Here is a 16173-nt window from a genome sequence, read left to right on the forward strand (position 1 = left end):
GCCCCGCCGCCACCTTGTCTTTGTCTGCCGCCCGCATCGCGGCATCCGGCCAAGGGTCGGGCTCGCCCCCGGTGGCGATGCCAAGTTGCAGATGCGCCTCACCGCCCAGCGCCAGAACCGGGCCGAACGCCTCGAACTCGCGCAGCTCTCCGCTGGCCGTGCCATCCGCAGCCATCACCACCTCATGCCCATGCGGCATCTGCGCCCCATGCAGCAGCCCCGCCTGTTGCAGGGCCAGCGTGTTGGCCCAGACCGTATGATGATCCGGCGACATCATCGCGATGGGTCTATCCGCGATCACCCGGTCCAGATCATGCCGCGTGACCGCCTCACCCAGAATTTCATAGGCCGCCCCCTGCGCCATCAGCAGCGCGCGATCCGGATTCTTGGCCGCATAGTCCATAAACGCCGCCTTCAGCGCATCGAACCCCATCAGCCCACCGATCTGCAACTGCACCAGTTCCGCGCCCCCAAGCACCAGATGCAGATGGCTTTCCACGAACCCCGGCAACAGCGTCCGCCCGCCCGCATCGATCACACGTGTCGCAGGCCCGGCCAGCGCCGCCACCTCTGCCCCGCCCACTGCCGCGATCCGGCCCGCACGCACGGCCACCGCCACCGCCCGTGGCCGCCCCGGATCCATGGTCAGAACCTTCGCATTGGTCACGATCAGATCGACATCCATCCCTGCCCTCATCTTCTTCATCTTGGTTTCAAATACCCTGGGGGACGCGCCGCCTGTGGCGGCGCGGGGGGCAAGGCCACCTTTACCCCTTGATCCGTTCCGCCATCACGCACAGCAACTCGAACATGATCGAGATCCCCAGCCAGGCCGTCCCGCCCGACGGATCGAAGGGAGGGCTCACCTCCACCAGATCGGCCCCCACCACATTCACCCCGCGCAAGCCCCGAACCACCTCCAGCGCCTGCCAGCTGTTCGGCCCCCCCACCTCGGGCGTGCCGGTGCCGGGGGCAAAGGTCGGGTCCACGAAGTCGATATCATAAGTGATATAGGTGTCCCCGGTCCCCACGATATCGCGCGCCTCGGCCATCACATCCTCCACCCCCCGCCGGTGAAACTCACCGATGGGAATGATCCGGATGCCATTGGCGGCGGCAAAATCCCAATCCTCGCGCCCATAGGCCGTGCCGCGAATGCCGATCAGGCAATAGCGTTTGGGGTCAATCAACCCCTCCTCCACTGCGCGGCGGAAGGGCGTGCCGTGATTATAGCGGCTGGTCCCGAAATAGATGTCGTTCAGGTCGGTATGGCTGTCGAACTGGATCATCCCCACCGGGCGATGCTTGGCCACCGCGCGCAGGATGGGCAGGCTGCACAGATGATCCCCGCCCCCGGTCAGCGGCAGAATGCCCGCCGCCACCACGCGGGAATAAAACGCCTCCATCCGCGCGAGCGAATCCATCAGGTCACCGGGGTTCGGCGCCACATCCCCCAGATCAGCGCAGCGCGCCAATTCGAAAGGCGCCACCCATGTCGCCCCATTCTGCGCCCGGATCATCGTCGACAGATCCCGCAACTGCCGCGGCCCATGGCGCGGACCGGGGCGGTTGGTCGTCCCGCCGTCCCAGGGCGCACCGATCAGCCCGATCTGCACCTCGCCCAGCCGCGGGTCATCCAGCCCCACATGCGGCAGGCGCATGAAGGTGGGAATGCCCGCGAATCGCGGCAGATCGAACCCCGAAACCGGCCTGAAAAATCCCGTCTCCGTCATCGCATCCCTGCCTTTGCCCTGATTCCCGGCACCATTTCACCGCCCCATTCCGCCTTTGTCAGGTCCACAACCGACATGCCACGCCACAACCTTGGGATATCCGGGGCGGAAATCCCGCCCTTCCCCCTGCCACCCGCCCTCGGGTCTTGACCGCCGCGCCCGCTTCCCCCCTTATCGGCTCACATCCGGAGGACCCCATGTTCAGCAAGACCGATCCCGCCACCCCCTCTGCCCAGCCGCCGCGCGCACCGAACCCGAATGCCGGGAAATCGGTCCTCGCCTCGGATCTGCGGATCACCGGCGAAATCTCCTCCACCGGCGCGGTCGAGGTCTTTGGCGAAATCGACGGCAACCTCGCCGCCCGCAGCCTGATGATCGGCAGCGAAGGCAGCGTCAAAGGCTCCGTCTCGGCCGAAACGATCGAGGTGAAGGGCGCCCTCGACGGCCGCGTCAGCACCCAGTCCTTCACCCTTCGCGCCTCGGCCAAGGTCGAGGCCGACATCACCTACTCCGCCCTCGTCATCGAAAGTGGCGCCCAGATCGAAGGCCGCTTCACCCGCCCGAAAGGCTGATCCGCGCAGGCAATGCGCAAATCAACCGCTCAAGCACGGCCCCCGACGGGGGCCGTTCGCGTTTTCGGGTCACGCGATACTCCCTCCGCCCCCTGCCTTGGTCTTTCCAGCCGCAATCCAAAAAGGTCGGAACCCGCCGCCCACTGACAGTCGCAGCGCGCGACAGCCGGGATAGCCGCCAGCGCGGCGGTCAGTCCTTGGGAACCAGCGTGACAACACAGGAATCGTGGGTGTCGAGCCCGGCCTTCGCACATTGAGGCGCGGTCAGGTTAAAGAAGAACACGTCCGACCCTTTTCCCCAGGGGTGGATGATCCTGTGAAACGGCCCCGTCTCGTTCAGCATAACCTCCGCAGGAAAGGCCACTGTCCTGCCGTTCACATGTTCCGGCTTCACAACGATGTATCGCGGAAGAAATGCTTCCTTGCGCAGGACTCGCGCCGCAAAGATGATGGGGGCTTTTTTCATGTCCAGCCTTCCAAACCGGCGCTGCACCAACCGACGTAGGCTAAACGCCTTCGGCCAATCCGCAAAGTGCCCCAGCCGACAGGTGCTTTCACCATTGTCAAAGATCGGGGCAGGCCCGCCAAACCACGGTCACCCCGCCATACGCCCCCCCGTCGGCAGGGAATAGGTAAACGTCCCCCGCGCGACAGGCTCCGCCACCCCTTCGGAAAACAGCAGCGCATCCCCCACCGCCAGCGACCGGCCCAGCTTCAACAGCCGCACCTCCGCCAGCACATCCCGCCCCGCCGCAGGCTTGCGCAGGAAATCCATCGAACAGCCTGTGGTGACGGCCAGCGCCACAGGCCCCACCCGGCTCAGGACCGCCAGATAGACCGCCACATCCGCCAGCCCGAACATCGCCGGCCCCGACACCGTGCCTCCCGGCCGCAGATGCCGCTCTTCTACCCGCAGCCGCAGGCACAGCCCCGCCGTATCTGCCCGCTCCACCGTGAAATCCGCCGCCACCTGCCCGAAGTCGCGCGCCAGAAACGCCGTCAACGCTTCGCGGTCCATCACCAGTTCCATCGCTTCCCTCGCCCGCCACACCCCCCTATGCTGGCCCAAAGCCAAAGGGGGATGCAATGGCCCAAGACCTGTTCCTGCACCCAGACCTGCGCATCCGTCCGGCGACCACCGGCAAAGACCCAAGGGCGACGCCATGACCAATCCACCGCATCTGAACCAGTACCCATGCCCGGTCCACGCGACCATATCCGCAAACAAACGCGGCAAGGCGATAACCAGAACCCCAATCCCGCGCCACCCAACAGGCCCTGTTCCGGCTGTCTCAGGCGAAGGCCAAACGGCAATGAAATGACTTAGGACCTGTTTCTACACCAACCGACGCACCCTTTCCCGTCATGAAATCCGAACGTGAAAGGGCGGTGAAATGACCAAGACCCGTTCACGCACCCACCCGCGACCACATCCCAAAGCCAAAGGGCGATGACATGACCGAAGACCTGATCCTGCGCCAAGACGCCCAGCACATCGCCACGCTCACCCTCAACCGCCCGGCCGCCCTGAACGCGCTGTCCGACGCCATGATCGCGGCCCTCTCGGCCGAGCTTGACCGCCTCGCCACCGACCGCAGCATCCGCGTCATCATCCTGCGCGGCGCAGGCCGCGCCTTCTGCGCGGGCCATGATCTAAAGGAAATGCAAGCCGCCCGCGCCCAGCCTGACAAGGGCGCCGCCGCCTTTGCCGATCTCTTCGCCCGCTGCGCCGCCCTCATGCAGCGCATCCCCGCCCTGCCCCAACCCGTCATCGCGCAGGTCCACGGTATCGCCACCGCTGCGGGCTGCCAGCTTGCCGCATCCTGCGATCTGGTCGTCGCGGCCGAGGACGCGCGTTTCGGCGTGAACGGCGTAAATATCGGCCTGTTTTGCTCCACCCCCATGGTCGCCCTCACCCGCAAGGTCCCCCCCGCCGTGGCGTTTGAGATGCTGACCACCGGCGAATTCCTCTCCGCCCCCCGCGCCCGCGAGGTGGGCCTTGTGAACCGCATCGCCGCGCCCGACGCGTTGGAGGATCAAACCCGCCAGCTTGCCGAAACCCTTGCCGCCAAACTCACCGCCGCCGTCCATATCGGCAAACGCGCCTTCTATCATCAGCTCGGCCTGCCACTGGATCAGGCGTATGCCCGCACCGGGGCGAAGATGGTGGAAAACATGCTGTGGCGCGACACGGATGAAGGCATCACCGCCTTTCTGGAAAAGCGCAAACCCGACTGGGCCGACTGAACCCCGCGCCGCCAAACCCCGGCCACCGCCGTTTCATCAGGACCTGCTCCCGCTGCATCACATCGCCCGGAACATGCGGCGTGATATGCCACACAAATCCGGCCCCTGCCGCTTCATCTTGGCAAAAATACCCAAACTCCTACCTCTCCAGCCCGCGCATACGCCGCCCAATCAAGGCTTCACCGCGCCGCACGTCACCATCCCCTTCACGCCATCGAAGGGAAATCGCTTTCCACCAAGCGACCTGCCTAGGCGCGCATAAAACACACGGCACCAGCCGCCCCATAATCCGCCCCGGTCCCGAAGGCACTTGCCGAACGGCCTGCCACGACCGCCCGCAGACAGGCGCAGTCCCCCGCCCCTCAAAGCCCCTCACACGATCATGCCTCAAGCACAGCCCGCCAAACACAGCCATCAACCAAAGCCACATTGCCCCTCTCCGCAACGCTTCGCGCCTTCAACCCTCCCCCGAAACGCCTAACAAACCCTTTCCACCCACCCCGCAAACCTCGATTCTTGCGTTAACCTTAACGCCCCATGACCGTTCGCTGCGTGCATACGCCCGTCTGCACAGCCGTCTGCACCACGCGTTGCACCGCCAAAACCCGAAATTCCCAAAGATTACCCCAGCGTTTTCAACGCCTTGCCGCCAGCGCCACACAGGCCGTCAGCGCCAGCACAAACCCGGCCCCGATCATCAGCCAGACCCCGCCCAGCGCCATCAGCCCCGCCCCCATCATCGGGGCCATCGCCGCCGCCGCCAGCCCCGGAATGGCCATCATCCCCGCCACCGCGCCATAGCGTCCTTCGCCCAACGTTTCTGCCACCAGCATCGGCCGCAGGATTGTCAGCACCCCCATCGCCGCCCCCTGACAGGCGGCAAAGCCAAATGCCGCCAGCGGAAACCCGGCCGCGGCCAGCAAAAACCCCGGCCCCACCACCAGCGCCCCCACCGTGGCCCAGGTCGCAGCCCCCGTCCCGATCCGCGCGCCCATCAGCACCAGCCGCCCGATCACCTGCGCCGGTCCAATCGCCGCCGCCGCCGCAATCCCGATCTCGGTCGGTACGGCCAGCGCCTCCATCATCGGGCGGAAATGGTTCACCAGCATCCAATGGTTCAGGTTCACCAGCGAAAACACCGCCGCCAGCACCACAAACCCCGGCATCCGCAGTACATCCCGCCAGCGCAGCCGCGCCACGTCGCGCCCCACGGGGGCGGCCTCGGTCGCCCGCACCACCACGCGCGCCGCCCAATATTGCAAAGGCAGCATCACCCCCGCCGCCACACCGGCCGCCACCCAAATCGCCGCCCGCCAGCCCCAGGCCTCGGCAAGCGCCGCGCCGGCCGGAAAGGCCAGCGTGGATGCCAGCCCCGCCACCAGCGTCACCCGCGTGATCGGCCCCCGCGCCGCGCTGCCAAAGCGCCGGATCAACAGCCCGAAACACACGTCATACAGGCACAGCGCCTGCGCCACCCCCAGCCCCGCCCAAGCCAGCAGCCAGACCGCCCCGTTGCCCGACAGCGCCAGCGTCACCAGTGACGCCGCCCCGATCCCCGGCCCCGCCGCCATCATCCCTACCGCGCGGCCCCGGTCCACCGCCCGCCCCACGGCAGGCGCCATCATGGCCGACATCAAAATCGAAATCATCGGCCCCGCGGCAAGCAGCCCGTCGGAAAAGCCGGTCTCGCGCTGCCAATACAGGATCAGCGCCGCAAAAATGTAGAAGAAGCAGGCATATCCCAATGCCTGCGTCAGGGCGAGCGTCCAGACCGCCCGCCCCTCGGTCATCGCGTCACGCGGTCAAAGGTCATAAATCGCCGCAAACTTCGCCTCGATGTAATCCAGAAGCGGCCCTTCATCCGGTTCAAACCCGCAGGCATGGGCAATCGTCTCACGCGGGGACCGCAGCCCGCCATGGCGCTGCAACCGCTCCCGCAGCCATTCGGTCGCCGGCGCCGTATCCCCCTGCGCCAGATGCGCGTCCAGATCGGGGATATCCGCGCGCAGCGCACGGTGCAGGCAGCCGGCGTAAACATTCCCAAGGCTATAGGTCGGGAAATAGCCAAACAGCCCGACCGACCAATGCACATCCTGCAACATGCCCTGCGACGGGCGTTCGACCTTCACGCCGAAATCGGCAGCAAAGCGGTCATTCCAGGCCGCTTCCAGATCGCCCACCGCCAGATCGCCCGCAATCAGCGCCCGCTCCAGATCAAACCGCATCATGATATGCAGGTTATATTGCACCTCATCGGCCTCGGTGCGGATGAAACCGGGCGAAACACGGTTAACGGCACCGTGGAAAGCATCGGCAGAGTTAATCCCAAATTCACCAAACCGCTCGCGCATCTGCCCGAACAGCCAGCCGGTAAAGGCGCGGCTCCGGCCCAGCTGGTTTTCATAGATGCGGCTCTGGCTTTCATGCACACCCATAGACACGCCGCCACCCAAAGGCGACAGGCGATAATCTGAATCTATGCCCAGCTCATAGCAGGCATGTCCCACCTCGTGGATGGTGGAATAGAAACAGTTGAACGGCTCGCGCTCCACCACCCGCGTGGTGATCCGCGCATCATCGCCCGACCCGGATGAAAACGGATGCACCGCCAGATCCAGCCGCCCCCGGTCCCAGTCATAGCCAAAGGCCGTGGCCAGATCGCGCGCCAACCGCAACTGCCCCTCACTGCCGAAAACCCCTTCCAGAACAGGTGGTTGCACTGCTGCATTCAACACCCGCGCCCGCAATGCCACCAGCCGTGGCCGCATCCTGTCGAACATCGCGCCGATGCTGGCCGCGGTCGCTCCCGGCTCGTAATCGTCCAGCAGCGCGTCATAGACATCGCCGCCTTGCGCCAAAGCCGCCCCTTCCTCCTGCCGCAGCCGGATCACATCGGCCAGCACCGGCAGGAACCCCGGCACGTCTTCCTTGGCCCGCGCTTCGGCCCAGATGCCCTGCGCCATGCTGGTGACTCGCGCAATCTCCTGCGCCAGCGCGGCAGGCACCTTTGTCGCCCGATCATAGCTGCGCCGGATCAGCCGCAATTGCGCGGCCGACACGTCATCCACCGCCACAGCCGCCGCCAGCCAATCGGCAATCCGGCCGTCGGTGCGCCGCGCGTGCAGCACCCCCTCCATCGCGGCCATCTCTTCCGACCGCTGCTCGGCCGCACCGCGCGGCATCATGGTTTCCTGATCCCAGCCCAGCCGCCCGGCCACCTGCGCCAGCGCCTCGGTCTCGCGCTGGAACGCCATCAGTTCGTCATAGGCCGTCATGCCGTCCCCTCCCGGATCGAACCCGCCATCGGGTATTGCGCCAGATGCCGCGCCCGGATGATCAGCACCCACAGGATCACCGCGCCAATCTGATGGGTGATCGCCACATGCACATGCGCCGCCGTCAGCACCGCCGCGATGCCCAGCACCATCTGTGCCAGCATCATCGCCATGACGCCATGATAGGCGCCCCGCGTCACCGCATGGGCCGATCTGCGCCCCCGCAGCCAGACCACCACACCAAAGGCAAACAGCAGATAGCCTGACATCCGATGCATGAACTGCACCAGACCGGGGTTCTCAAGAAACGCATGCCAGATCGGCAGGCTGCCCCCATTGCCATCCGGCACATAAAAGGCATCCGCCGGAAAGAACTGCCCGTTCATCAGCGGCCAGGTCGGAAAGCCCCGCCCCGCATCAATCCCCGCCACCAGCGCCCCCAGCAGGATCTGCAAGAACGCGAAATGCATCAGGCCCGTGGTCATTGAGAACAGCTTCGCCTCACGCCCCCGCCGCGCCTGCATCAACTCGGCCTCGCTGCGCCCCAGAAGGAACACATACCACGCAATCAGCCCCAATATCACAAAGGCCAACCCCAGATGCGTCGCCAGCCGATAGGATTTCACATCCAGCATGGTCCCTTCGAACCCCGAACGCACCATCCACCAGCCGATCGCCCCCTGCAGGCCCCCCAGCGCTCCCAGCAGCAAAAGCCGCCCGGTCCACCCGGCAGGGATGTTCCGAGTCACCAGAAACCCGGCAAAACCCAGGAACCAAACCAGCCCGATCAGGCGGCCCAGTTGCCGATGGCCCCATTCCCACCAGTAGATGACCTTGAATTCCTCAAGGCTCATCCCCTTGTTCTGCAACTGATATTCCGGGATGGCGCGATACTTGTCGAACTCCGATTGCCAGGTTGCCGCATCCAGCGGCGGAATCGCCCCCGTCAAAGGACGCCATTCCGTGATCGAAAGCCCCGAATCCGTCAGCCGCGTCATGCCGCCCACAGCGATCATCGTGGCAACCAGCAAAAACAGCGCCACAAGCCACAGCCGGATGCCGCGCCGCGCGCCCTGCGCCTTGGCGGCGATCATGCCCCCCTGCGGCGGCGGAGCCGACTTCACCCCCTGCCCCACCTCTTCAAAGATGCTGCGCTTGCCTGCCATCGCCGTCTCCTTCGTTCCGGCGCGGAGGGTATGCCCAGCCCCCGTCCCCTTCAAGGGGCTGCGGCGAAGAGTGCCGCCCGCATCACGCCCGTGATGCCCATCTTCCCTGGCAAGCCAGCTTCATCTTGGCCCAAATACCCTGGGGTCCGGGGGGAACCCCCGGTCCGACGCTTACCAAGGCAAGCCTCACTCCCCCTGCTGGCGCAGCTTATAGGCGATTTGCCGCAGCATCCCGTGGAAGGTCTGCACCTCGGCCCGCGTCAACCCCAGCCGCGCGAACATGTTGCGCAGGTTCAGCTTCATATGCGGGGCTTTGTCCGGCGGATAGAAGAACCCGGCCAGTTCCAGCCGCTCCTCGAAATGGTCCGACAGCCGCTCCACTTCCAGCCGGCTCGCAAACTCCGTCCGCGCCAGCCCCATAATCTCAGGTTCCACCACTTCGGTCTGGCGCCGCCATTCATAGCCCAGCAGCAGCGCACATTGCGCCAGGTTCAGCGACGGAAACTCCGGGTTCACCGGCACCGTGACGATGGCATTGGCCAGCGCCACATCCTCATTCTCCAGCCCCGCCCGCTCTGGCCCCAGCAGGATGCCCACCCGCTTGCCGCTCGCCACCATCGCCCGCGTCATCTCCATCGCGCGTTCGGGCGTGACCACAGGCTTCACCAATTCGCGTGGCCGCGCTGTCGTGGCAAAGACGAAATCGCAATCCGCAATCGCCCCCGGCACATCGGCAAACACCCCCGCCATATCCAGCACCCGCCCTGCCCCCGATGCCATCGCCACTGCCTTCGGGTTGGGCCAGCCATCGCGCGGATCCACGATCCGCATCCGCTCCAGCCCGAAATTCAGCATCGCCCGCGCGGCGGCACCGATATTCTCACCCATCTGCGGGCGCACAAGAATGAAACAGGGCGGGATCATCTCGGTCACGGGCTCTGGCCTCTCCGGCTGGGACATATCCGCGCCAGATACGCGCGCCCCCGCCCCACGGCAAGGCTGCTGCGCCATGGCCTTCGCCGGAAAACTGCGCTAATCAGCCCCAAACACCCCGGAGCGCCCCGCATGGCCGACCAAGACCGCCCGCAGATCTACCTCATCACCCCGCCCGAGCTGGACCTTGACGCCTGGCCCGATCAGCTGGCCGCCGTGCTCGACGGGGCGGAAATCGCCTGCCTGCGCATCGCGCTGGCCACAAGCGACGAAGACCGCATCCTGCGTGCGGGCGATGCCATCCGGCAGGTCGCCCATGCCCGCGACGTCGCCGTGGTGATCGAACGCCACATCCTGCTGGCCGAACGGCTGGGCCTTGATGGCGTCCACCTCACCGATGGCGCGCGCTCCGTCCGCAAGGTGCGCAAGGACATGCCAGATGCCATAATCGGCGCCCATTGCGGCACCACCCGCCATGAAGGCCTGACAGCCGGTGAAAACGGCGCCGATTACGTCTGCTTCGGCCCCATCGGCGCAACGCCCCTGGGTGATGGCAGCCGCGCCGAGTTCGACCTGTTCGAATGGTGGTCGGAAATCATCGAAGTGCCGGTCGTGGCCGAAGGCGCGCTCACCGCCGAACTGGTGGAAAAATTCGGCCCCGTCACCGATTTCTTCGCCATCGGCGAAGAGATCTGGTCGCAGGAAAACCCCAGCGCCGCGCTCAAGGCCCTGCTCGCCCCCTTGGGCTAAAGGCCCGCCATCCCCGCCCGCACCGCCGCCTCGCAATGCGCCGCCAGCGCCTTGCGGTCGGGAAAGGCATCCACCGGGACGGGGTCGTGAAAGATCACCTCCACCCGCCCCTGCCGCGCCTGCGCCAGCACCATCAACAGATGGCCCGAAAACTCCATATCCCCCCACCAGCCATAGAACCGCGCATCCACCCCCTCCGGCGCGCGATAGGCCAGTGTCACGGGCTGCACCCACATCACCTGCTCCATCCCATGGGTGTAGAAGGCCGCGAACAGCGTGGATTTGAACGGCAGCACCCGGATCGCATCGGTGCTGGTGCCTTCGGGAAAGAACATCAGATGATGGCCTGCGCGCAGCCGGTCCTCGAACATCTGCTGCTGACGCTTGGCCTCTGCCCCCTTGCGCGCAATGAACACCGTCCCTGTCGCCCGCGCCAGCCAGCCGATGGCGGCCCAATGCTCCACCTCGGACTTGGCCACGAAATAGCCCCGCTGCGCCGCGTTCAGCGCGAATATATCCAACCAGGACGCATGGTTCGCCACCACTGCCCCCCGCTGCCGCATCACCTGCCCCTGCACGATCAGTGGCATCCGCAGGATGACGAATGCCATCCGGCACACGAATTGCGTGATCCACGGCGTCCAGGGCCGCTGCATCCCGAACAAGGGGCGTTCCACCAACCGCAGCAGCAGCAGCAGCACAAGGCAGCCATAGGTCACCGCGCCCAGCGCCAACCCGCGCAAGACCACCCGCAGCCAGCCCGCCAGCGTGATTGGCGGCACCACCATCTGCGACTGCTTCCAGTCCTCTGCGTCCGCGCCGCTCACCCACGCCCCCGCGTGTAATAGCCGCGATGCCGCTCGGACATTCGCGCCGTATCCATCACCAGACAGACATCCGTGGTGTTGAAGGCCCGGTCGATCCACGCCCCCTCGCCCACGAACCCGCCCAGCCGCAGATAGGCCTTGATCAGCGCCGGTGTCGCCCCCATCGCGGACTTGCGGTCCAGCGCATCCGGCGGCAGCAGGTCCATCCGCTGAAACCCCGGCTCCCGCGCCCGCACGCGCAGGGCGGGCGGGGCCAAATGGTGATGATGCAGATAGGCCAGCGACGGCGTCAGCCGCGCGATATCGGTGCCATGAAAACTCGCCACCCCGAACAGGATCTCGATCCCCCGCTCCAGCACATAATCCGCCAAGGCGTTCCACAGATGAAACATCGCCGTCCCGCCCCGATGGTCAGGATGCACACAGGACCGCCCCAGTTCCAGAAGTTTCCGCCCGCTCGTCCGCAGCGCGGTCAGGTCATATTCGGCCTCGGAATAGAACCGCCCCTCGGGCCCCAGCCTGTCGGATGGCAACAGCCTGTACACGCCCACCACATCCTCAAGCTGCGCCGGATCGCGCCGCGTGTCGATCAGCAGCAGATGGTCAAAGATATCGTCAAACCCGTCCCGCTCCAGCCGCGCTGCGTGATCGACAAGCGGTCCATCCGCGCCAAGCTCTTCGACAAAGACCTGATACCGCAGCCGCTGCGCCGCCCGCAGGTCGCGCGTATCCTGCGCCAGACGCAGGGTAAAGACGGTTTCATCGGCGATCATGCGGTCGCTTTGCCCCTGTTGCGGCCTGTGCGGCCCCGCGTTGACATACGGCGCACCCCGGCTCGATGCAACATCAGCCCCCGTTTGACCACGCAGCATCAACCGGGGGTTGCAATCCGCTGCGCCTGCCCCATCATCCCTTGGTATCAAAGACCAGCCGCAACTCCACCTGCCTGCCATCGATCACCACCTTGCCGCGATGTTCGAAATTCACCGTGACCCGCCCGCCGACATTCGATTGCACCTGCCCCAATCCCCAATCCGGCTCTTGCGGGTGACGCACCAACATTCCAGGCTCCAGCAGTGAATTCATCCCCGTATCCTTTCCCAGTAACCGGAGCGTTCCATGCCCGCCCAACCCGATCTGTCCGCCCTGCTCGGCTCGCGCCTCTGCCATGATCTTATCGGCCCGATCGGGGCCATCGGCAACGGGGTGGAACTGCTTCTGCTCGCCGGCGGGGGCCGCGGAGATGAGGTGGCGCTGATCTCCGAAAGCGTCACCGCCCTGAACGCACGCATCCGCTTTTACCGCGTGGCCTTTGGCATCGCCCGCCCTGACCAATCCATCGCGCGGAATGAGGTCACCGCCATCCTCGCCGATCTCTTCCCCTCGGGCCGCATCACCGTCACCTGGAGCAGCCCGTCAGACCTGCCACGGGCCGAGGTGAAGGCGATCTTCCTCCTCCTCCTCTGCGCCGAACAGGCCCTGCGCAGCGGGGGCCGCATCGCCGTCTTGCGCGACGGGGCGGGATGGTCCCTCACCCTCACCTCGCCTCGGCTGCGCCATGACGCTGCTTTGTGGTCGCTGACCCGGTCCCCGACCCTGCCGCCCGATTTGGAACCGGCACAGGTGCAGTTCCCCCTCGCCGGTCAGGCCCTTGCCCAACTGGGCCGCAAACCCGATTTCGAGCCGGGGCCGGAAACCCTGCGCATCAGCTTCTGATCGTCCCGTCCCCGGTCACCAGATATTTGAAGCTCGTCAACTGTTCGGCCCCCACCGGCCCGCGTGCGTGCAGCTTGCCCGTGGCAATCCCGATCTCGGCCCCCATGCCAAACTCGCCGCCATCTGCGAACTGGGTCGATGCATTGTGCAGCAGGATCGCGCTGTCCAGCCGTTCAAAGAACCGCGCGGCGGTGGCATCATTCTCGGTCAGGATGCAATCGGTATGCTGGCTGCCATAGCGGCGGATATGGTCAATCGCCCCGTCCACCCCATCCACGATCTTCGCCGCGATGATCATGTCCAGAAACTCGCGGCCGAAATCCTGCGGCGTTGCCGCCACGGTCCCCGGCACTGTCAGCAGATCACCCTCGGCCCGCACTTCCACCCCGCGCGCCAGCAGATCGCTGATCAGCACGCCGCCATGCGCCTCCCAGAACCGCCGGTCGATGAGCAGGCATTCCGCCGCGCCGCAAATCCCCGTCCGCCGCGTCTTGGAATTGATCACCACGCGCCGCGCCATCTCCAGATCGGCCTCGCCATCGGCATAGACGTGGCAGATTCCCTCCAGATGGGCAAAGACCGGCACCCGTGCCTCGCGCTGCACAAGGCCAACCAGCCCCTTGCCCCCGCGCGGCACGATCACATCAATCCAGTCCACTGCCCGCAGCATGGCTTCCACCATCCCCCGGTCCCGCGTCGGCACCAACTGGATTGCCGCCTCCGGCAACCCCGCCACACGCAACCCCTCCACCAAGCACGCATGAATGGTGGTCGAGGAATGGAAGCTCTCCGATCCCCCCCGCAAGATCACCGCATTTCCGGCCTTCAGGCACAGCGCCCCGGCATCCGCCGTCACATTCGGGCGGCTCTCATAGATCACCCCCACCACACCCAAAGGCGTGCGCACCCGCCGGATATGCAGTCCCGTCGGCCGGTCCCATTCCGCGATCACTTCGCCCACCGGGTCTTTCTGGCCCGCCACCGCGCGCAGCCCCTCGACGATCCCGCGGATCCGCCCCTCATCCAGCTTCAGACGGTCCAGCATGGCGGGCGAAAGCCCCTTGGCCACTCCAAACTCCATATCCTGCGCATTGGCCGTGATGATTTCATCCCGACGCGCCCAGACCGCATCCGCCGCCGCCATCAGTGCCGCATGCTTTCGCTCGGCGCTTGCATAGGCCAGCTCCGCCGCCGCGTCCCGCGCCGCCGCACCGATCCGGCGCATCATGCCGGTTGTGTCGTCCTGTGCCCCGTCCGCCATCTGCCCAACCTTCCGTTCTTCCACCAACCAGACCCCAACCCTTACAGGGCGGGTGCCTCGGCCCTGTCCGTCAAACTATAATCGCGCGACACCGCAAAGATGCGCACCTCTTCGGCCCCGTCCGCCTGCGCCTGTGCCGCGATTTCCCGCGCCACATCGCCCTGCGCAGCCTCGGCCAGCGTCAGAAACCGCCCAGCCCGTGTCACGCTTTCATGCACACGTCCCGGCCCTGCCGCCGCCGCGCCATAGGCCGCCACCACGAACCGCCCCGCGCCATCCGGCTGCACTTCTGGCCCCACGCGAATGCGATACTGCTCAAAATGCACCGCACGCCCCGCCGCCTGACTGTCGCGATGCGTCCCGTCACAGCGCCAGGCCCGGATCGCCGCTTCATCCGCCCAATGCTGATGCGACAGGATCGCGTCCGGCTGATCCAACGGCCGGAACCGTTCCAGATACAAAAGCCCCGGATGCGCCGCCAACAAAGGCCGCAAGCGATCCACATGGGCAAAGTAATGCGGCATATGCCCGGTCTTCGGCTGCATGTCGAAGAACAGCGCATGCATCTAGATCACCATGTCATCGCGATGGATCAGCGCCGCCCGCCCGGCGTAACCGAGTATTCCCTCGATCTCGCCCGACTTGTGGCCGGCAATCGCCTTGGCCTCCACCGCCGTATAGCGGATCAACCCCTTGCCCAGCACCGCACCGTCCGGCCCCAGAATGGCCACCGGCTCCCCGCGCCCGAAGGTCCCCTTGACCGCGCGCACGCCCGCCGGAAGAAGCGATTTGCCCTGCGCCAGCGCCGCCACGGCGCCCGCATCGACCACGACCTCGCCCTTCGGCTTCATCGCATTGATCCAGCGTTTGCGCGCCACTTGCGGGTCCGCCCCGGGCACGAACCAGGTCCGGTTCGCCCCCTCGGCCAAGGCTTTCAAGGGCCGCATCACCGACCCTTCCATGATCGCCATGGCACAGCCCCCCGCCACAGCGGTCTTGGCCGCCATCAGCTTGGTCTTCATGCCCCCCTTGGACAGGCCCGAAATCGGGTCCCCCGCCATCGCCTCGATTTCCGGCGTGATCGTCTCGACCACGTCAAACCGCACGGCGGTCGGGTCTTCCTTGGGATTGGCCGAATAGAACCCGTCCACATCCGACAGCAGGATCAACTGATCCGCCCCCGCCGTCACCGCGATCTGCGCGGCCAGCCGGTCATTGTCCCCGAACCGGATCTCATCCGTGGCCACCGTGTCATTCTCGTTCACTATGGGCACCACGCCCAGCCCCAAGAGCGTCTCCATCGTCGCCCGGCTGTTCAGGTATCGCCGCCGGTCGGTCGTATCCTCCAGCGTCACCAGAACCTGCCCGGTGGTGATGCCATGCGGCGCCAACACCTCTTCATAGGCGCGCGCCAGCCGGATCTGCCCTACGGCCGCCGCCGCCTGCGATTGCTCCAGCGTCAATTCACCCGCGGGCAGGCCCAGCACCTTGCGCCCCAACGCGATGGAACCCGATGACACCAGCACCACATCCGCGCCGCGCCCCTTCGCCTCCACCACGTCCAGCGCAAGGGCCTGCAACCAGTCCTGCTTCAACCCCGTCGCCCGGTCCACCAGCAAGGCCGAGCCGATCTTGATCACCAGCCGCCGCGCAGTCCGCACATCCGGAACGGCCGCAGCCGCCCCGCTCACAC

The 16173-nt window shown here is 66.1% G+C and carries 18 protein-coding genes (1 of these 18 only partly in view); 4 read left to right on the forward strand and 14 right to left on the reverse strand.

Features of this window, described 5'->3' with window-relative positions; genetic code table 11:
• On the reverse strand, positions 1–706 hold the 5' portion of the coding sequence (locus RSE12_14370; protein ID WRH61551.1) for an amidohydrolase. The gene continues 977 nt to the left of window position 1, outside the view; only the first 706 of its 1683 coding nucleotides appear in the window; its start codon is at positions 704–706; the stop codon falls past the left edge of the window.
• A 61-nt stretch (positions 707–767) separates the two neighbouring features.
• The gene (locus tag RSE12_14375) at positions 768–1733 is read right to left on the reverse strand and encodes an agmatinase (GenBank protein ID WRH61552.1); all 966 of its coding nucleotides are present in this window, start codon (positions 1731–1733) and stop codon (positions 768–770) included.
• Positions 1734–1930: 197 nt separating this feature from the next.
• Here RSE12_14375 and RSE12_14380 point away from each other — a divergent pair, with 197 nt between their 5' ends.
• A complete protein-coding gene (locus RSE12_14380; protein ID WRH61553.1) occupies positions 1931–2305 on the forward strand; it encodes a polymer-forming cytoskeletal protein in 375 nt (124 codons plus the stop codon).
• Positions 2306–2495: 190 nt separating this feature from the next.
• On the opposite strand, the gene RSE12_14385 is transcribed toward RSE12_14380, so the two are convergent.
• Positions 2496–2771: a hypothetical protein gene (locus tag RSE12_14385; GenBank protein WRH61554.1), complete on the reverse strand. Its 276-nt coding sequence runs from the start codon at positions 2769–2771 to the stop codon at positions 2496–2498.
• A gap of 129 nt (positions 2772–2900) precedes the next feature.
• The gene (locus RSE12_14390) at positions 2901–3335 is read right to left on the reverse strand and encodes a PaaI family thioesterase (protein WRH61555.1); all 435 of its coding nucleotides are present in this window, start codon (positions 3333–3335) and stop codon (positions 2901–2903) included.
• A gap of 425 nt (positions 3336–3760) precedes the next feature.
• Here RSE12_14390 and RSE12_14395 point away from each other — a divergent pair, with 425 nt between their 5' ends.
• Positions 3761–4552, forward strand: coding sequence for an enoyl-CoA hydratase (locus RSE12_14395; GenBank protein ID WRH61556.1), 792 nt, complete (start codon positions 3761–3763; stop codon positions 4550–4552).
• A gap of 635 nt (positions 4553–5187) precedes the next feature.
• Here RSE12_14395 and RSE12_14400 read toward each other — a convergent pair.
• From RSE12_14400 to RSE12_14415, 4 genes are all read right to left on the reverse strand, one after another.
• The gene (locus RSE12_14400; GenBank protein ID WRH61557.1) at positions 5188–6342 is read right to left on the reverse strand and encodes a hypothetical protein; all 1155 of its coding nucleotides are present in this window, start codon (positions 6340–6342) and stop codon (positions 5188–5190) included.
• Positions 6343–6354: 12 nt separating this feature from the next.
• On the reverse strand, positions 6355–7827 hold the full coding sequence (locus tag RSE12_14405; GenBank protein ID WRH61558.1) for a carboxypeptidase M32: 1473 nt from the start codon (positions 7825–7827) through the stop codon (positions 6355–6357).
• Positions 7824–8993, reverse strand: coding sequence for a COX15/CtaA family protein (locus RSE12_14410; protein ID WRH61559.1), 1170 nt, complete (start codon positions 8991–8993; stop codon positions 7824–7826). The genes RSE12_14405 and RSE12_14410 overlap by 4 nt, the downstream gene beginning before the upstream one ends.
• Before the next feature lie 186 nt (positions 8994–9179).
• A complete protein-coding gene (locus tag RSE12_14415) occupies positions 9180–9917 on the reverse strand; it encodes an RNA methyltransferase (GenBank protein WRH64831.1) in 738 nt (245 codons plus the stop codon).
• A 141-nt stretch (positions 9918–10058) separates the two neighbouring features.
• On the opposite strand from RSE12_14415, the gene RSE12_14420 reads away from it, so the two are divergent.
• Entirely contained in the window at positions 10059–10676 is a 618-nt protein-coding gene (locus RSE12_14420; GenBank protein WRH61560.1) for a thiamine phosphate synthase, read from the forward strand.
• Here RSE12_14420 and RSE12_14425 read toward each other — a convergent pair.
• The 3 genes from RSE12_14425 to RSE12_14435 form a co-directional block, all read right to left on the reverse strand.
• Positions 10673–11464, reverse strand: coding sequence for a lysophospholipid acyltransferase family protein (locus tag RSE12_14425; GenBank protein ID WRH64832.1), 792 nt, complete (start codon positions 11462–11464; stop codon positions 10673–10675). The two genes, RSE12_14420 and RSE12_14425, sit on opposite strands and share 4 nt — an antisense overlap.
• 35 nt (positions 11465–11499) lie before the next feature.
• On the reverse strand, positions 11500–12276 hold the full coding sequence (locus RSE12_14430; protein ID WRH61561.1) for a GNAT family N-acyltransferase: 777 nt from the start codon (positions 12274–12276) through the stop codon (positions 11500–11502).
• 133 nt (positions 12277–12409) lie between these two features.
• A complete protein-coding gene (locus RSE12_14435) occupies positions 12410–12589 on the reverse strand; it encodes a DUF3553 domain-containing protein (GenBank protein WRH61562.1) in 180 nt (59 codons plus the stop codon).
• 33 nt (positions 12590–12622) lie between these two features.
• Here RSE12_14435 and RSE12_14440 point away from each other — a divergent pair, with 33 nt between their 5' ends.
• A complete protein-coding gene (locus RSE12_14440) occupies positions 12623–13219 on the forward strand; it encodes a histidine phosphotransferase family protein (GenBank protein WRH61563.1) in 597 nt (198 codons plus the stop codon).
• Here the strand turns inward: RSE12_14440 and RSE12_14445 are convergent.
• The 3 genes from RSE12_14445 to proB are packed head-to-tail and all read right to left on the reverse strand — an operon-like array spanning position 13209 to position 16171.
• The gene (locus RSE12_14445; GenBank protein WRH61564.1) at positions 13209–14480 is read right to left on the reverse strand and encodes a glutamate-5-semialdehyde dehydrogenase; all 1272 of its coding nucleotides are present in this window, start codon (positions 14478–14480) and stop codon (positions 13209–13211) included. The two genes, RSE12_14440 and RSE12_14445, sit on opposite strands and share 11 nt — an antisense overlap.
• A 41-nt stretch (positions 14481–14521) precedes the next feature.
• A complete protein-coding gene (locus tag RSE12_14450; protein WRH61565.1) occupies positions 14522–15046 on the reverse strand; it encodes an antibiotic biosynthesis monooxygenase family protein in 525 nt (174 codons plus the stop codon).
• Positions 15047–16171: a glutamate 5-kinase gene (gene proB / locus RSE12_14455; protein ID WRH64833.1), complete on the reverse strand. Its 1125-nt coding sequence runs from the start codon at positions 16169–16171 to the stop codon at positions 15047–15049. It abuts the gene before it with no gap.
• Positions 16172–16173: the final 2 nt, after the last annotated feature.

Source organism: Fuscovulum sp., assembly GCA_035192965.1.
Lineage (GTDB): Bacteria > Pseudomonadota > Alphaproteobacteria > Rhodobacterales > Rhodobacteraceae > Paragemmobacter.